We start from the raw sequence: 15,876 nt of genomic DNA, 5'->3' as shown, positions 1-15,876 counted from the left end.
TCCTCGGTGCTTTCGCTGATGTGCTGGTGTATGGGGGTATTTGAGGTGGTCACTGGTTGCCGCAGGCGGAAACGGGCTCGGCGCGGTCGCCGTCCAGCCAGGGCAGGTCGTGCCCCATCCGGTCCCGCTTCGTCCGCAGGTAGCGGAGGTTGTGCTCCCCCGCCTGGACCGGCATCGGCTCCCGGCCGGTGACCCGCAGCCCGTGCCGGACCAGCCCCGTGGTCTTGTCCGGGTTGTTGGTCATCAGCCGCAGCGAGCGCACGCCGAGGTCGGCGAGGATCTCCGCGCCCGCGGCGTAGTCCCGCGCGTCGGCGGGCAGGCCGAGCTCCAGATTGGCGTCCAGGGTGTCCCGGCCCAGCTCCTGCAGCTCGTACGCGCGCAGCTTGGACAGCAGTCCGATACCGCGCCCCTCGTGGCCGCGCAGATACAGGACGATGCCACGGCCCTCGGCGGTGACCCGCTCCAGCGCGGCGTGCAGCTGGGGGCCGCAGTCGCAGCGCAGCGAGTGGAAGACATCGCCGGTGAGGCATTCGGAGTGGACGCGCACCAGCACGTCCTCACCGTCCCCGATCTCGCCCTGGACCAGCGCGATGTGCTCCACGCCGTCGGACGCGCGGTAGCCGAACGCCCGGAAGTCGCCGAAGGCGGTGGGCAGCCGGGTCTCGGCCTCGCGCCGCACCAGCGGCTCGGCGGGCTTGCGGTACGCGATCAGATCGGCGATGGAGACGATCGCCAGGTCGTGTTTGCGGGCGAACGCGACCAGGTCGGGCAGGCGCAGCATCACGCCGTCCTCCCCCGCGATCTCGCAGATCACGGCCGCCGGGCGCAGTCCGGCGAGCCGGGCCAGGTCGACCCCGGCCTCGGTGTGGCCGTCGCGGGCGAGCACGCCGCCGGGGCGGGCGCGCAGCGGGAAGATATGGCCGGGGCGCACGAGGTCGCCGGGGGCGGTGCCCGGGTCGGCCAGCAGCCGCAGGGTGGTGGCCCGGTCGGCGGCGGAGATTCCGGTGCTGACGCCGTGTTCGGCGGTGGCGTCGACCGAGACGGTGAAGGCGGTCCGCATGGACTCGGTGTTCTCTTCGACCATCTGGGGAAGCCGGAGCCGGTCGAGGTCGGCGCCCTCCATGGGCGCGCAGATGAGTCCCCGGCACTCGTTCATCATGAACGCGACGATCTCCGGGGTGATCATCTCGGCGGCGGCGACGAGGTCGCCCTCGTTCTCCCGGTCCTCGTCGTCCACGACGACGACGGGGCGGCCCGCGGCGATGTCGGCGATGGCCCGCTCGATGGGGTCCAGGGCCAGTTCGTCGGGCCAGTGCGGGGCTCGCAGGGGAGCGGCCGGGCCACTCGGATGCGGTTCGGTGACCGCGTATGCCTCGCTCATGCTGTGGCCTCCTTGTCCTGCGTGCCGTTGTTCCGCATGCCGTTGTCCAGCAAGCCGGTGCCCTGCGGGTCGTTGCTCTGCGGGCCGTTGTTCTGCAGGCCATTGCCCTGCGGGCCGTTGTCCCGTCCCAGCAGCCGCTCGACGTACTTGGCGAGCACATCCACCTCGAGGTTGACCGGGTCCCCGGCCTGCTTGACGCCGAGCGTGGTGAGCGCGAGGGTCGTCGGGATGAGGCTGACGGTGAAGTAGTCGGAGCCCGCGTCGACGACGGTCAGGCTGATGCCGTCGACCGTGATGGAGCCCTTCTCGACGACATAGCGGCTCAGCTCGGCGGGCAGCGAGATCTTCACGATCTCCCAGTGCTCGGAGAGCTTGCGGTCCACGATGGCGCCGGTGCCGTCCACATGGCCCTGCACGATGTGGCCGCCGAGCCGTCCGCCCAGCGCCATGGGACGCTCCAGGTTGACCCGGGAGCCGATGTCGAGCGCGCCGAGGCTGGAGCGGTCCAGGGTCTCGGCCATGACATCGGCGCTGAACCGGGTGCCCTCCGCGTCCTCGATGAGGTCGACGACGGTGAGACAGACGCCGTTGACGGCGATGGAGTCGCCGTGCTTCGCCCCCTCGGTGACGACGGGGCCGCGCACCTGGAAGCGGGACGCGTCGCCCAGGTGCTCGATGGCGACGATCTCACCCAGTTCTTCGACAATTCCGGTGAACACTTCAGTTCTCCTCGGCGAGGGGGGCGGGGGCGACGGGAACGGCGGTGACGCGCAGATCGGGGCCGAGCCGGGTGACGTCGGCCGTCGCGAGGCGCAACGCCTGCGCGATGGTGGTGATTCCGGCGTCGGCGAGGGCGGCGGGGCCCGCGCCGAGCAGGACGGGAGCGAGATAGCCGATGACCTTGTCGACGGCGCCCGCGGCGAGGAACGCTCCGGCGAGGGTGGGCCCGCCTTCCAGCAGGACGGAGCGCACCCCGCGGCCGTGCAGCTCGGCCAGGAGCGCGGGGATCGCGAGGCCGCCGTCCGCGCGCGGCAGCCTTACGGTCTCCACGCCCGGCCGCCGGGGCAGATGGGCGGTACTGGCGTCCTCGGCGACGGCGAGCAGCGTGGGCGCGGCGTCGTCCAGGATCCGGGCGCCGGGCTTGATGGTCGCGGCCGTGTCCACGACGACCCGCAGCGGCTGGGTGACGCCCTCCCGGTCCCGTACGGCCAGGTGGGGGTCGTCGGCGCGCTGGGTGCCGGAGCCGACGACGACGGCGTCGGCCTCCGCGCGCAGCCGGTGCACATCGGCGCGGGACTCGGGGGAGGTGATCCACCGGCTGGTGCCGTCGGCGGCGGCGCTGCGGCCGTCCAGGGTCGCGGCGAACTTCCAGAGTACGAAGGGGCGGCCGCGGCGCATCGCGGTCAGCCAGGGCTCGTTGACCGCCTCGGCCTCCTCGGCCAGCAGCCCGGCCTCGACCTCGACCCCGGCGGCGGCGAGGGTGGCGGCGCCGCCCCTGGCCTGTGCGGTGGGGTCGCCGACGGCGTAATGGACGCGGGCGATCCCGGCGGCGATCAGGGCCTGGGAGCAGGGGCCGGTGCGACCGGTGTGGTCACACGGTTCGAGGGTGACGAGGGCGGTGCCGCCACGGGCCCGGTCCCCCGCCGCGCGCAGCGCGTGGACCTCGGCATGCGGACCTCCGGCCCGCTGGTGCCAGCCCTCGCCGACGACGCGGCCGCCGGCGTCGAGGATGACGCAGCCGACGACGGGGTTGGGGCTGGTGTGGCCGAGGCCGCGGGCGGCGAGCGCGACGGCATGGCGCATCGCTTGGGCTTCGGCTGCGGTGGCCACCGGGTCCTCCTGCCTCTTCGGGCACGGACTCCGGGGCTGTCGAGATGACAAAGAAACGGGAACGCCGCCGCCGGCACGCCAGGTTTCGGCAAAAGGCCCGCCCTGCCTACGCAAGGACGGACCGCCGAGGCGGCGCACCGGTGATGTCGCTACCGCCGCGCACTGCCTCCCATCCGGACTTTCACCGTCGGTCCAGGAATTTCACCTGGTCAACCGGCCGCTGGCGGCGGACGGGTCGCGGACTGTAACCGCCGGTTCGGATTTTCACCGACCCCGGAGTGCGCTGACGTCACTGGTACGCCCCCAGTGTGCCATGGCCATCGGCGCAGGTGGGAGGCAAGACCAATGTGGCCTCCCTCACCCACCCCGCCCCGGGGGTGTTTCCCCCACCCCGCCCCGCCCCTTCGCGAACCGGGGCAAGCCCCCGGCCCCCGGCAGCCCCGGACCGACGCGTCCACCACCGGCGACCGCACCGGCCACCGGGCGCGGACCCACACCTGCCCCGGCCACCGGCGAGGCACCGGGGCCTCAACGGACTCCGCAGCATCCAGACCGGTCCCGAACGGGGGGGCACAACCCCGGCCCCGGCAACCCCGGGCCGATGCCTCCGCCTCCAGCGGCTCGAAGGCTGCCCGCGGCCACCGGGCGCGGACCCACACCTGTTGCCTGTGGAGCGCCGAGGCCTCGGAGCTGAGCCCCCGTCCCTTCCCGAGCCAAGGGCACGGCCTCAATCCGCCAGCCCCGGGCCGACGCCTCCAATAAACGGCGGCCCGAAGCCCGTCGCGTCCACCCGACGCGAGCCCAACTCCGCCCCGGCTGCCCGTGGGTCGCCGGGGCCTCAACGGAGTCCACGGCATCCAGACCGGTCCTGAACGGGGGCGCAGCCCCGGCCCCGGCAACCCCGGGGCGACGCCTCCGCCACCAGCGCGTCGATAACCGCCGCGGACCCGCCCCAGCCCCTGGCGCCCGTGGGACGCCGACGTCTCGGCGCGCCGAGCCGCAGCAGGCGCAATCCCGAACGGGGGGGGCCGGGGACGTGCCCCCGATCACAGCCCCCGCCCGGGCCAAGAGCACAGCCCCGGCCCCGGAGCCCCGGGATAGCACCTCCGCGACCGCCGGTCCGAAGATCGCCGCGGGGACGCCACCGCCCCTGGCGCCTGTCGGGCGCCGGGGCTCGGCGGCATGCGCGGCATGCAGGCCGGTCCCGAACCGGGGGCCGGGGGTCGGGGGCCGGGGGCCGGGGGCTTGCCCCCGGGTTCGGGGAGGGGCGGGGTGGGGGAGAAAGCCCGTTGCCCCGCTACCCCTGCGCGATGCTGTCCAGTTGCTCCACCGCCGGCCGCAGGGCCCACAGGTCGCCGCCGGGCGGGGCCTGGAGTTTGTCCACCGCCGCGCGGGCCTTGCGGTCACCGGCGTCGGCCGCCGCGTGGACGATGTCGCTCGCGGCGTAGGCGCGGAGGTCGAGTTCCGGATACGGCCAGGGCGCGGCGCCGGTGGCCGCCGGGAGCAGGACGTCGACCGCCTTGAAGAGGTTCGCACCGCCGGGCCCGGTGTAGTGCCACAGGTCCACGCCGACGTGCTTGCCGATGGCGGCCATCCGGGTGTACGCGACGAGGTTGAACGTCGAGTAGTGGAAGCTCCGGGTGCGCTCGAGCTCCTGCGGCTGCGTGCCGTCGGCCGCGATCTGGGTGTCGATGCGCTTGGTGCGGGCGTCGCGGAGCACCTGGCGGGCGCGGTCCCGGTCGCCCACGGCGGTGGCGATGGCGGCGACCTGCATGTCGTAGAAGGTGCCGTGGTTGTTCTCGGCGGCGCCTTCCTCCTTGCCGAAGTCGCTGTTCACCAGCCAGTCCAGGAACTGCTTGTTCCAGGTCCGGAAGCCTTCGTGATCGCTCTTGGACCAGCCGGGGGCGCCGGTGTCGAGGAGGGCTGCGGCGTCGAGGAGGCTGGTGAAGCCCTGGGAGAAGTCGATGATCCCGATCGAGCGGCCGTCGTACATGCAGGGGATGAACTGGGCGTGGTTCAGGCTCGGGTTCATCCGGGTCGCCGGGGTGACGAACCAGGTGCGCAGGATGTCGGCGGCGTGCTCGGCGTAGGCCCGCTTACCGGTGTAGTACCAGGCCAGGGAGAGCTCGTAGGCGGATTCGAAGACCTTGCCGACCTCGGGACGGTCCGTCATCTTGTCCACGTCGGGGTTCCGTTGGCCATCCTTCTGAACATAAGGGCAGCCGTACGGATTGTCGTCGGTCTTGGGCCGGCTGGGCCACCAGTAGGGGGCCTGGCTGAAGTAGTCGTGTTTGTCGCCGCTGGGCGGCGCCTGGTCCTTGTCGGTGACCGTCCAGGGGCCCTGCTCCATCCACTGGTCGGCCTGGGCGGTCAGATCGCGTACGGTCCGCCGCAGATTCCGGTCTCCGAGCTGCAGTTTCAGCTTGGTGAGGGACAGTCGGGGCCCGTCGAGCACCACCGTCCGCGGCACCGAGCCGGCATGCCGCGCGGGCTCGGCGCCCTGCGCGGAGGGGGCGGCGGAGACCGCGAGGACGGCCAGGAGGGCGGAGGCGGTGACGATCGCCCGGGCGAACCGCCCGCGTCCCGCTGGAGGTGCACCCATTGAGCACTCCAATCAGATATCTGAACGCTATTCAGACTTGAGATCGGGCTCAGAGTAGGGCGGCTCCATGGGCACGACAAGAGATCGCACAGAATGCCCTCACCCGGGAGGGCGCCGACCGGCGGACCAGGTCCTGTCCGGCGGGCCGTCGCGCCGGTGTCAGCAGCGGCTGACGCCGCAGGATCCGCGGGGCCTGGCGCCGGGGGCGCCTCCCAGTGGCCGCCGGGGGCCCGGGCCAGGCCGCTGGGGGCCGGGCCAAGCCGCGGGGGGCCTGACCAAGGCCGCTGGGGGCCGGGCCGAGGCCGCGGGGGGCCTGACCAAGGCCGCTGGGGGCCGGGCCGAGGCCGCGGGGGGCCTGACCAAGGCCGCTGGGGGCCGGGCCGAGGCCGCGGGGGGCCTGACCAAGGCCGCTGGGGGCCGGGCCGAGGCCGCGGGGGGCCTGACCAAGGCCGCTGGGGGCCGGGCCGAGGCCGCGGGCCCGGGAAGATCGACGAGACGGGGCCTACGACGCGCGAGCTCCGCAGGATAGGGGCTACGGGGCGCCGAACAGCTCGTTCTGTGCCGCGTCCAGCGCCGTCAGCACGGCGCCCCGCAACACCCCGCCGCCGCCGACGACCCCCGCGCGCACCCGCGTCCGCAGCGGTGACAGCCGGGCGGCATGGTCCTCCACGCGCCGGGCGAGCCCGTCGCCCCCGGCCCGGCCGACCTCACCGCCGAGCACCGCGCACCCCGGGTCGAGCACCGCACAGATCGCCGCGACGCCCAGCGCGATACGGGCCGCCAGCGCGTCCAGGAACGCCTCGCCGCGCTCCCCCGCGTCGAGGGCCGCGCGGATCGCCGCCTCCGCCGCGCCGGAGCCCTCCGCTCCCTCCCCGCGTTCGCCGCCCGCCGCGGCCTCCAGACCGTGTTCCTGGGCGAGTTCGCAGACCGCACCACTGCTCACCAGGGAGTGGAACCCGCCGTCGCAGCCGGTGGCGGAGGGCAGTCCCGAGGTGCCCGGCACCGGCAGAAAGCCGATCTCCCCGGTGCCGCCGGACGCGCCGCGCCGCAGCACCCGGTCGAGCACCACGGCCGCGCCGATGCCGTGGCCGAGCCACAGCAGGACGAAGGTGTCGCGGTCGCGCACCGTGCCCATCCGCTGTTCGGCGACGGCCGCGAGATTGACCTCGTTCTCCAGCAGCACCGGTGCCGCGAGGTCGGCGTGGAGCGCGGTGGCCAGCTCACGGTGCCAGGAGGGCAGTCCGCCGGTGGAGTTGAGCTCCCCGGTGGCGGGGTCGATGAGACCGGGCACCCCGATGCCGATGTGGTGCAGCCGCGCCGCCCCGGCCCGTTCGGCGGTCCGCTCCACCAGCGCCACCGCGGCCGCCACGGTACGCGCCGAGTCCCCGTCCGGGGCCACCGGAAGCGACTCCTCCGCCTTGGTCCGGCCCAGCAGATCGGCCACGCATACGGCCACGCTGTCCGTACGGACGTCGACCCCGGCCACATGCGCGCTCTCGGCGACGATCCCGTACACCCGCGCATTGGGCCCCCGGCGCTCCGCGCCCGCCTCCCCCACGACCGCCACCAGCCCGGTCTGCCGCAGCCGCTCGACCAGGTCCGCGATGGTGGGACGGGACAGCCCGGTCAGCGACTTGAGCTGCCCCGCGGTCAACGGCCCCTCGTCCTTGAGCAGTTGCAGGGCGAGGCGGTCGTTGATGGCCCGCGCCGTACTCGGGGAGGCGGTGCGGCCCGCCACGGACACGCTCGTCGACGTCATGCCGGGATCCTTCCAGAAGGCCACGGGAAAAGCCCTATCTATCAGGGAGCCTTCCTGATAGTTTCCCGTGGACCACGGCACGGGCCGGCGCTACGGGGAGGGTGCGACAGGTATGGGCAGGCTCAAGGAATCGGGGGCGTCCGAGATGCGCCCGGTACGGCGGGCACGGATCGCCGTAGCCGCGGTGTTCGCCGTGCACGGGGCGGTGACCGGCAACTTCGCCACCCGTATCCCCTGGATCCAGGAGCGGCTGGACCTCAGCGCCGGTCAGCTCGGCCTCGCGCTCGCCTTTCCCGCCATCGGCGCCTCGGTCGCGATGCCCCTGGCCGGGCGGATCAGCCATCGCTTCGGCGCCCGCGCCGCGCTGCGCGGACTGCTCGCCCTGTGGACCGCCTGGCTGGTGATGCCCCCGCTGGCGCCCGGTCTGGTCTGGCTGTGCGGTGCGCTGTTCGTCTTCGGGGCGACCGCGGGGACGTCCGACGTCGCCATGAACGCCCTCGGCGTGGAGGTCGAGAACCGCCTCGGCCGCTCCATCATGTCCGGGCTGCACGGCATGTGGAGCGCGGGAGCGCTCATCGGTTCGGCAGCGGGCACGATCGCCGCGCACGCCGAGGCCGACGCCCGGCTCCACCTCGCCATCGCCGCCGGGGTCCTCACGGTGCTCGGCGCGGTGGCCTGCCATTGGGTCCTCGACCTGCGCAGCGCCCCCGAGGAGCACCCGCCGCCCCGGTTCGCTCTCCCGCCCCGCTCCGCGCTGATCATCGGCGCGGTGGGATTCTGCGCGGTCTTCGCCGAGGGGGCGAGCCTGGACTGGTCGGCGGTCTATCTGCGCGATGTCATGGACTCCTCCCCCGGTATCGCCGCCGCCTGCACCACCGCCTTCTCCTGCATGATGGCCGGTGCCCGGCTCATCGGAGACGCGGTGGTGGGCCGCTTCGGGCCGGTGCGGACCGTACGGACCGGCGGCCTCCTCGCCACCGCCGGGGGCATCCTGGTGGTCACCGCCCCCGGTGCCGCCCTCGCCATCGCCGGATTCGGCCTCATCGGCCTCGGCATCGCGGTCGTGGTGCCCCTGGCCTTCGCCGCCGCCGGGCGCAGTGGCCCGGCCCCGAGCCAGGCCATCGCGGGCGTCGCCACGATTACATACACCTCGGGTCTGATCGCTCCGGCGGCGATGGGCTCGATCGCGGACCTGACCTCGCTGACGATCTCGTTCTGCCTGGTCACGACGTTGACGCTGGGGCTGGTGGCGGGGGCGGGGGTGCTGCGGACCCCGACGGAGACGGACGCCGCGGACCCCGCCTCGCACCCCGATCCGTCCGCGTCCCGGGCCACGCTTCCCTGACCGGGAGGGAGAGGGCAGGCGCGCCGGTCCCCGACGGCGCCACTGTTCGGTGAGCGCCGAAGCGATCCGGCCCTACGGTCGGTGATATGAGCGACAAGAGCGACGCCCCGGCGTCCGACCGCCACACCGCCTTCCGCCGCCTCCACCACGGCGACCGGCCCCTGCTGCTGCCCAACGCCTGGGACCACGCCTCCGCCGCCGCCCTCGTCCGGCGCGGCTTCCCCGCCATCGGCACCACCAGCCTCGGCGTGGCCGCGGCGGCCGGGCTGCCGGACGCGACGGGCGCCGCCCGCGACGAGACCCTCGCGCTCGCGCGCGGCATCGCCCGGCTCCCGGCGCTGGTGAGCGTCGACATCGAGGGCGGGTTCGGCGAGCGGCCCGAGGAGGTCGCGGCGCTCGTGGCCGAGCTGGACCGGGCCGGGGTGGTCGGTGTGAACATCGAGGACGGCCGCCCCGACGGCACCCTCGCGCCCCTGGCCCACCAGTGCGCGGTGCTCGCGGCCGTCAAGGAGCGGGTGCCCCGGCTGTTCGTGAACGCGCGGACCGACGCCCACTGGCTCGCCGCGATCGGTGGCGGCGCCCCGCCCTCGCTGTCCGCCGCCGCCGAGCGCATCGAGGCGTATGTGCAAGCGGGCGCGGACGGGATCTTCGTGCCCGCGCTCACCGATGAGTACGACATCGGCGCACTGGCCGACGACCTCGGCGAGACCCCGCTGAACATCCTCTTCACCCCCGGCCGCCATAGCTACGAGCGGCTCGCGGAGCTCGGGGTGCGGCGGATCAGTTGCGGTTCGCTGCTCTTCCGGGCCGCCTTGGACCGCGCCGTCGAGCTGGCCTGGACGATCGCCCATCCCGACGCCCCCGCCCCCGCCCATCAGGCCGCCGACCTGCCCTCCTACGCCGAGGCACAGTCACTGGCCGAGGACTTCACCGACGACTTCACCAAGGACGTCACCGAGAGCACCCCCACATAGCTGCAGGGCGCACATTTTCGGCCAACTAACATTGCTGCGAATTCCCCGTAGCGATGAAGTGGAGCAGTCATGGGCCTCGGCGTGCGCTGGACCCTGCACGGTGATGGGCGCACCCCCGCCCCCGGCGCCGTCGTCAGGCCGGATGAGCGGCTGTCATGGCCGAGGACGGCGGGGCTCGGCGCACAGCATGTCGTGGCCATGTTCGGGGCCAGCTTCGTGGCCCCGGTGCTGATGGGGCTCGACCCCAACCTCGCGATCATGATGTCCGGCGTCGCGACCATCCTCTTTCTGCTGGCGACCCGCGGCCGGATCCCCAGCTATCTGGGGTGCAGCCTGTCCTTCGTCGGCGTGGCCGCCGCGATCAGGGCGCAGGGCGGCGGCAGCGCCGCCGTCACCGGGGCGATCCTGGTGGTCGGCGGGGTGCTGCTGCTGAGCGGTCTGGCGGTACGGAAATTCGGCGCCCGGATCATCCACACGGCGATGCCGCCGGTGGTGACCGGCGCGGTGGTCATGCTGATCGGGTTCAATCTCGCACCGGTGACCGCCGGGACGTACTGGCCCGCCGATCAGTGGACCGCGCTGCTGACGATGCTGCTCACCGGGGCGGCGGTGGTCTGTCTGCGGGGCTTCTGGTCGCGTATCGCGATCTTCCTGGGGCTGGTCTTCGGCTATGCGGTCTCCTGGGTCTTCGACCGCGTCTTCGGCAGGATCCACTCGATGGACGGCAGCGGACGGGTCACCGACCACTGGCGGCTGGATCTGTCCGGTGTGGGCAAGGCGGACTGGATCGGTCTGCCGTCCCTGCACGCGCCCAGCTTCCACTGGTCGGCGGTGCTGGTGGCGCTGCCTGTCGTGATCGCGCTGATCGCCGAGAACGCCGGGCATGTGAAGGCGGTCGGCGAGATGATCGGCGACCCGCTCGACGACCAGCTCGGTACGGCGATCGCCGCGGACGGCGCGGCGACCATGATCTCCACATCGGTCGGCGGCCCGGCCAATACGACGTACTCCGAGAACATCGGGGTCATGGCGGCCACCCGGGTGTACTCCACCGCCGCGTACTGGGCGGCCGCGGGCTTCGCGCTGCTCTTCGGGCTGTGCCCGAAGTTCGGCGCGGTGGTGGCGGCCGTGCCGGGCGGGGTGCTGGGCGGGATCACCGTCATCCTCTACGGCATGATCGGGCTGCTCGGTGCGCAGATCTGGGTGCACAACAAGGTGGACCTGCGCAATCCGCTCAATCTGGTGCCGGTCGCGGCGGGCGTCATCATCGGCGTCGGCGGCGTCAGCCTGAAGATCGGCCAGAACTTCGAGCTGGGCGGGATCGCCCTCGGCACGATCGTGGTGCTGCTCGGCTACCACGTCCTGGGCGCCCTGGCCCCGGCCCATCTCAAGCCGCAGGAGCCCCTGCTGGACGCGGGCACCAGCGGATACGACGACGACCGCCCGGCCTGACCGCTGGAGGGATTGTCCCCGCGGGGCGAAGTCCTGTCATCCCCGCGGAGCGAGGTCCTGCAGGCCCAGCACCCGGAGCAGTTCGAGCCGCTCGGCGGACTCGCTGCCGGGGCGGGCGGTGTGGACGATCAGCCGCTGGGCGTGTTCCGAGCTCAGCAGGACCTCGCAGTCCAGCTCCATCGCGCCCACCACCGGGTGGATGAACCGCTTGACCGAGGAGTGCCGTACGGCCACCTCATGGGCCTCCCACAGCGCCGCGAACTCCGGGCTCACCGACAGCAGTTCGGCCACCAGGGCCGCCGGGCCCGGGGCGTCGGGGCGGGCCGCGAGCACGGCGCGGAGGTTGGCCACATGCAGCCGGGCGTGCTCCTCGATCTCCTCGCTCGGGAAGATCCCGGGGGCGCCGGAGGCGTCGTCGGGCCGGGTGAAGAAGCTCCGGACGATATTGCGGTCGCCGACCGGCCGCGCCGTGATGTCGCCGACCAGCGCCGCCGCCATCGCGTTCTGCGCCAGCACCTCGCCCCAGTCGGTGATCACCTGGGCCGGGGTGTCGTACAGCCGGTCCAGCACCCTGAGCAGACCGGGCCGCACATGCTCCGAGGTGCTGCGGTCCCGCGGCGGCTCCTCCCCCACCAGGTGGAAGAGATAGTCGCGCTCGTCGTCGGTGAGCCGCAGCGCCCGGGCCAGCGCGGTCAGCATCTGGCGGGACGGGCGCGGGCCGCGGGCCTGCTCCAGCCGGGTGTAGTAATCCGGCGACATGCCCGCGAGCTGGGCCACCTCCTCCCGGCGCAGTCCGGGCGTACGGCGTCGGGGGCCGGGCGTCAGGCCCACCTCGGCGGGGCCGATGCGGGCGCGGCAGCGGCGCAGGAAGTCGGCGAGTTCCGATCGATGCACGCTCCCATGGTCGCCGCGCCCGCGTCGCGTATCCAGGGTCTGCCGATCCCTGGATGGGGAGGTCTCTCCCGGCCCTGCCGAGGCCGTCGCAGGCTGAGGCCGAGCGAACGGGACGAAAGGCGGATGCTGATGCCCTTGATTCTGGTGACGGGTGCGACCGGCCAGGTGGGACGGCGGTTCACCAAGCGGCTGCTGGAGCGGCCCGCGGCCGGTACCGAGGTACGGGTGCTGGTGCGCGACGAGGAGCGCGGTGCGCCCTTCGCGGCCCAGGGCGCGCAGCTCACGGTGGGCGATCTGCGCGAGGAGAAGGATCTGCGCAGGGCCATGGAGGGGGTGCATGCGGTGGTCAACATCGCGGCGGCCTTCCGCGGGGTGCCGGACGAGGAGGCGTGGGCGGTCAACCGGGACGCGGCGGTCGCGCTCGGACGGGCCGCGGTGGAGGCCGGGACGAGCCGGTTCCTCCAGGTCAGCACCAATCTGGTGTACGGCGCCTCACGCGGCCGGCCGTTCACGGAGGACGACGAGAGCGTGCCCGGCGGTCTGCTGTGGGGCGCCTACCCCGCCTCGAAGGCGGAGGCGGAGCGGGAGTTGCTGGCGCTGCACCGCGAGCACGGCCTCGATCTGCGGATCGGCAGCCTGGCCTTCGTGTACGGGGACGGCGATCCGCATGTGGCGAACTTTCTGCCGTACGCGGCGAACTGGGCCGGGAGCAAGCGGCTCGCCATGGTCCACCACGCGGATGTCATACAGGCGCTGCTGCGGCTGCTGCGGGCACCGGGCGGCACGGCCGGCGGCTCGGTGTCGGGGCGCAAGTACAACATCGTCGACGACGCCCCGGCGACCGCCGTCGAACTGCACCAGCTCAGCGGCGCGCCGCTGCCCGAGGGCATGACCGGGCGGACGGACGACGACCCCTGGTCCGGGATCACCTCCAACCTCCGGCTCCGCGATGAGCTGGGCTGGCGGCCGCTGTATCCGTCGATCTGGACGGCCCGCGACGCGGGGGTGCTGTGATACGCCGGTTGACGGGGCGTTAGACCGTCCGGGGGAAGCGGCGGCGTACGGCGGGACCGCACCGGTCCGGCCTGCCACCCTGGCGTCCATGACGATGCCCACGCACGCGCGGCCCGCGCCGCGCACCGTGCAGAGCGTCGTGGCGCGCATGAGCGCGCTCGGCGCGGCGCTGCCGCCGAGAGACGGGGTGGCGGTCTTCAACGGGGTGTACCTCTCGGTCACCGAGGAGGTCGGCCGCCGGCTCACGGACGGGTATTTCCACGATCCGTCCGCCACCGAGGAACTGGATGTGCGGTTCGCCGGGCGCTATCTGGCGGCGGTCGACACGGTGGTCACGGGCGGGCGGCCGCCCGCCTGCTGGCGGCCGCTGTTCCAGCTCCGGCGCCATCCGGCGGTCCGCCCGGTGCAGTTCGCACTTGCCGGGATCAACGCCCATATCGGCCATGACCTGGCGCTCGCGCTGCTGGACACCTGCCGGGCCCGGGACCTCGAACCGGAGGCCCTGGAGGGCGACTTCGACCGGATCGGCGCGCTGCTCACGGGGATGGAGGAGCGGATCCGGGAGGAGCTGATGCCCGGCCCCGACCTGCTGGACGTGGCCGATCCGCTCACCCATCTCGTGGGCTCCTGGAGCCTGGAGAAGGCGCGGGACGCCGCGTGGGCGGCGTTCCGCGCGCTGTGGGGGCTGCGCGGGGTGCCGGAGCTGGCGGAGGAGTTCGCGGAGCGCGTCGATACGACCGTGGGCCTGGTCGGGCGCTTTCTGCTCACCCCTCTGCCGGCGGCGTAAGCGGCCCGCCGAGGGCGTAAGGCGGCCCGCCGCCGACGTTACGGCCCGCCGACGGCCTGACGACTTGCCGTCGGCGTGACGGCCCTGGGACCGGCTCAGTCCTCCGGGAGCTCGACGGGCGCGATCTCGTCGTACAGATCGCCCGGCCCGGGGTTCTTCGGGTCGGTGGCGCCGCCGAAGCGGTGCATCACGCCCCACACGGCGTTGAGCGCGGTCTGGATGGCGCCCTCGGCCCAGCCCGCCGTCCAGGAGATGTCGTCGCCCGCGAGGAAGATGCCCCCCTTGTCGGCGGGCAGCCGGTCCTGCATGAAGTGGGTGAACAACCGGCGCTGGTAGCGGTAGTGGCCGGGCAGATTGGCCTTGAACGCGCCCATGAAGTACGGCTCGTTCTCCCAGGACACGGTGACCGGGCTGCCGATGATGTGCTTGCGGATGTCGACGTTCGGATAGATCTCCGAGAGCGACTTGAGCATGACCTCCATCCGCTCGTTCGCCGACAGCGGCAGCCACTTGAGGCTGTCGTCGCACCAGGTGTAGGAGAGGCAGATGACGGCGGGCCGGTCCGGGCCGTCGTCCAGCAGATAGGTGCCGCGGGTCATCCGGTCGGTGAGCGTCATGCTCATCGTGTCCCGGCCGGTGACCTCGTCCTTGTCCAGCCAGAACGGCCGGTCCACCGGCACGAAGAGCTTGCTGGACTCCATGTAGTGGGTGCGCTCGATCGCCGTCCAGTGGTCGATCGGGAAGAGCGAGTCAGCACAGTCGATCTTGGAGAGCAGCATCCAGGACTGTGCGGTGAAGACCACCGCCTGGTACGAGCGGATGTCGCCGCTCGCGTCCGTCACCACGACGCGGTCGCCCGCGGCCCGGTGCAGCCGGGTCACGGCCGGGCGGGGCTCACCGCCGTGCAGCGAGGACAGCGAAGTGCCCTGGGGCCAGTGGACGATCTTCCCGGGCTCGCGCTCCCACAGCCGCAGCGGAAGCTGCTGGCTGCCGCCGACGATGCCGCGGTGGTGGTCGTCGGCCTCGGTGTAGACGACCCGCAGGATCTCCAGGATGGAGTTGGGGAAGTCGGTGTCCCAGCCGCCGGTGCCGAAGCCGACCTGGCCGAAGATCTCCCGGTGGCGGAAGGAGGTGAAGGCCGCGGAGTCGCAGAGGAAGCCGTAGAAGGTCTGGTTGTCCAGCTTCCCGACCAGCCGCGACCAGATCTCCCGGATCCGGGGGACGTTCCGCTCGCGGATGGCGCGGTTCATATCGGAGAAGTCCGCGCCCTCCTCCAGGCAGGCGTTCCAGGCGTCGGCCACCTCGCGGTAGACCGGCGGCAGATCGTCGATGGTGCGGGCGTAGTGGGACTCGCCCTTGAGGTCGACGACGGTCGAGGGGGTGTCGGGGGCCAGCGGGTTGGGGAACGGCTGGGTCTTCAGGCCCACCAGGTCGATGTAGTGCTGGAGGGCGGTGGAGGACGGCGGGAAGCGCATGGCGCCCATCTCGGCGGTCAGCGCGTCGTCACAGCCGTCGAAGCCGACGGTGCGCAGCCGTCCGCCGATCCGGTCGGCCTCGTAGACCACGGGCTTCAGGCCCATCTTCATCAGCTCGTACGCGGTGACGAGGCCGGCGAGACCGCCGCCGACGACCGCGACCTCGGCGCCGTGCTCGGTCGCGGGTATCTGGCCCAGGCCCGCCGGGTGGGCGAGGAAGTCGTCGTAGGCGTAGGGGAAGTCCGGGCCGAACATGGTCATGGGCGGAAGGGCCTCAAGGGCCTGCGTTTCCTGCTCGTCATGGACGGCGGTGGGCACCGTGGACGTCATGGGGTACGGATTCCTTGCTGGTTGGTGCTCAGA

Annotated in this window: 12 protein-coding genes and 1 riboswitch; of the genes, 5 read left to right on the top strand and 7 right to left on the bottom strand. The window is 73.0% G+C overall.

Annotation, left to right across the window (positions count from 1 at the left end):
• Window positions 1-49: 49 nt before the first annotated feature.
• The 5 genes from STRVI_RS13970 to STRVI_RS13950 all read right to left on the bottom strand — a co-directional run bounded on the left by STRVI_RS13970 (window position 50) and on the right by STRVI_RS13950 (window position 7,572).
• Window positions 50-1,381: a bifunctional 3,4-dihydroxy-2-butanone-4-phosphate synthase/GTP cyclohydrolase II gene (locus STRVI_RS13970; protein WP_014056299.1), complete on the bottom strand. Its 1,332-nt coding sequence runs from the start codon at window positions 1,379-1,381 to the stop codon at window positions 50-52.
• Entirely contained in the window at window positions 1,378-2,100 is a 723-nt protein-coding gene (locus STRVI_RS13965; RefSeq protein ID WP_014056298.1) for a riboflavin synthase, read from the bottom strand. Before STRVI_RS13965 ends, STRVI_RS13970 begins: the two co-directional genes overlap by 4 nt.
• Before the next feature lies 1 nt (window position 2,101).
• On the bottom strand, window positions 2,102-3,211 hold the full coding sequence (ribD, locus tag STRVI_RS13960) for a bifunctional diaminohydroxyphosphoribosylaminopyrimidine deaminase/5-amino-6-(5-phosphoribosylamino)uracil reductase RibD (RefSeq protein WP_014056297.1): 1,110 nt from the start codon (window positions 3,209-3,211) through the stop codon (window positions 2,102-2,104).
• 155 nt (window positions 3,212-3,366) lie between these two features.
• A riboswitch (FMN riboswitch) is annotated at window positions 3,367-3,497 on the bottom strand.
• Window positions 3,498-4,508: 1,011 nt separating this feature from the next.
• Window positions 4,509-5,813 carry an alginate lyase family protein gene (locus tag STRVI_RS13955; protein WP_014056296.1) on the bottom strand — a complete coding sequence of 435 codons (1,305 nt, stop codon included), beginning with the start codon at window positions 5,811-5,813 and terminating at the stop codon, window positions 4,509-4,511.
• A gap of 532 nt (window positions 5,814-6,345) precedes the next feature.
• Entirely contained in the window at window positions 6,346-7,572 is a 1,227-nt protein-coding gene (locus STRVI_RS13950; RefSeq protein ID WP_014056295.1) for an ROK family transcriptional regulator, read from the bottom strand.
• 112 nt (window positions 7,573-7,684) lie between these two features.
• Between STRVI_RS13950 and STRVI_RS13945 the strand changes: the two genes are divergently transcribed.
• The 3 genes from STRVI_RS13945 (at window position 7,685) to STRVI_RS13935 (ending at window position 11,343) form a co-directional block, all read left to right on the top strand.
• Window positions 7,685-8,917, top strand: a complete 1,233-nt coding sequence (locus STRVI_RS13945; protein WP_014056294.1) for an MFS transporter — start codon at window positions 7,685-7,687, stop codon at window positions 8,915-8,917.
• Between the two features lie 86 nt (window positions 8,918-9,003).
• Complete coding sequence (locus tag STRVI_RS13940) at window positions 9,004-9,891, top strand: isocitrate lyase/PEP mutase family protein (RefSeq protein WP_014056293.1); 888 nt, start codon at window positions 9,004-9,006, stop codon at window positions 9,889-9,891.
• A gap of 69 nt (window positions 9,892-9,960) precedes the next feature.
• Window positions 9,961-11,343: a uracil-xanthine permease family protein gene (locus tag STRVI_RS13935; RefSeq protein ID WP_014056292.1), complete on the top strand. Its 1,383-nt coding sequence runs from the start codon at window positions 9,961-9,963 to the stop codon at window positions 11,341-11,343.
• Between the two features lie 36 nt (window positions 11,344-11,379).
• On the opposite strand, the gene STRVI_RS13930 is transcribed toward STRVI_RS13935, so the two are convergent.
• A complete protein-coding gene (locus tag STRVI_RS13930) occupies window positions 11,380-12,237 on the bottom strand; it encodes a helix-turn-helix transcriptional regulator (protein ID WP_014056291.1) in 858 nt (285 codons plus the stop codon).
• 129 nt (window positions 12,238-12,366) lie between these two features.
• Between STRVI_RS13930 and STRVI_RS13925 the strand changes: the two genes are divergently transcribed.
• Complete coding sequence (locus STRVI_RS13925; protein ID WP_014056290.1) at window positions 12,367-13,251, top strand: NAD-dependent epimerase/dehydratase family protein; 885 nt, start codon at window positions 12,367-12,369, stop codon at window positions 13,249-13,251.
• An 88-nt stretch (window positions 13,252-13,339) separates the two neighbouring features.
• Window positions 13,340-14,038 carry a DUF5995 family protein gene (locus tag STRVI_RS13920; protein WP_014056289.1) on the top strand — a complete coding sequence of 233 codons (699 nt, stop codon included), beginning with the start codon at window positions 13,340-13,342 and terminating at the stop codon, window positions 14,036-14,038.
• Window positions 14,039-14,133: 95 nt separating this feature from the next.
• Here the strand turns inward: STRVI_RS13920 and STRVI_RS13915 are convergent, their stop codons facing one another.
• Window positions 14,134-15,843 (bottom strand): flavin monoamine oxidase family protein, encoded by a 1,710-nt coding sequence (locus tag STRVI_RS13915; protein ID WP_014056288.1) that lies wholly within the window; start codon window positions 15,841-15,843, stop codon window positions 14,134-14,136.
• Between the last annotated feature and the right edge of the window lie 33 nt (window positions 15,844-15,876).

It is taken from the genome of Streptomyces violaceusniger Tu 4113 (genome assembly GCF_000147815.2).
Lineage (GTDB): Bacteria > Actinomycetota > Actinomycetes > Streptomycetales > Streptomycetaceae > Streptomyces > Streptomyces violaceusniger_A.
The sequence above is the reverse complement of the archived record's forward strand: the minus strand, read 5'-3'. Positions and strand labels throughout refer to the sequence as shown.

Coding starts and splice junctions, on each gene's coding strand:
- STRVI_RS13970 (WP_014056299.1), bottom strand. CDS start 1,381: ATGAGCGAGGCATACGCGGTCACCGAACCGCATCCGAGTGGCCCGGCC.
- STRVI_RS13955 (WP_014056296.1), bottom strand. CDS start 5,813: ATGGGTGCACCTCCAGCGGGACGCGGGCGGTTCGCCCGGGCGATCGTC.
- STRVI_RS13950 (WP_014056295.1), bottom strand. CDS start 7,572: ATGACGTCGACGAGCGTGTCCGTGGCGGGCCGCACCGCCTCCCCGAGT.
- STRVI_RS13945 (WP_014056294.1), top strand. CDS start 7,685: ATGGGCAGGCTCAAGGAATCGGGGGCGTCCGAGATGCGCCCGGTACGG.
- STRVI_RS13940 (WP_014056293.1), top strand. CDS start 9,004: ATGAGCGACAAGAGCGACGCCCCGGCGTCCGACCGCCACACCGCCTTC.
- STRVI_RS13935 (WP_014056292.1), top strand. CDS start 9,961: ATGGGCCTCGGCGTGCGCTGGACCCTGCACGGTGATGGGCGCACCCCC.
- STRVI_RS13925 (WP_014056290.1), top strand. CDS start 12,367: ATGCCCTTGATTCTGGTGACGGGTGCGACCGGCCAGGTGGGACGGCGG.
- STRVI_RS13920 (WP_014056289.1), top strand. CDS start 13,340: ATGACGATGCCCACGCACGCGCGGCCCGCGCCGCGCACCGTGCAGAGC.
- STRVI_RS13915 (WP_014056288.1), bottom strand. CDS start 15,843: ATGACGTCCACGGTGCCCACCGCCGTCCATGACGAGCAGGAAACGCAG.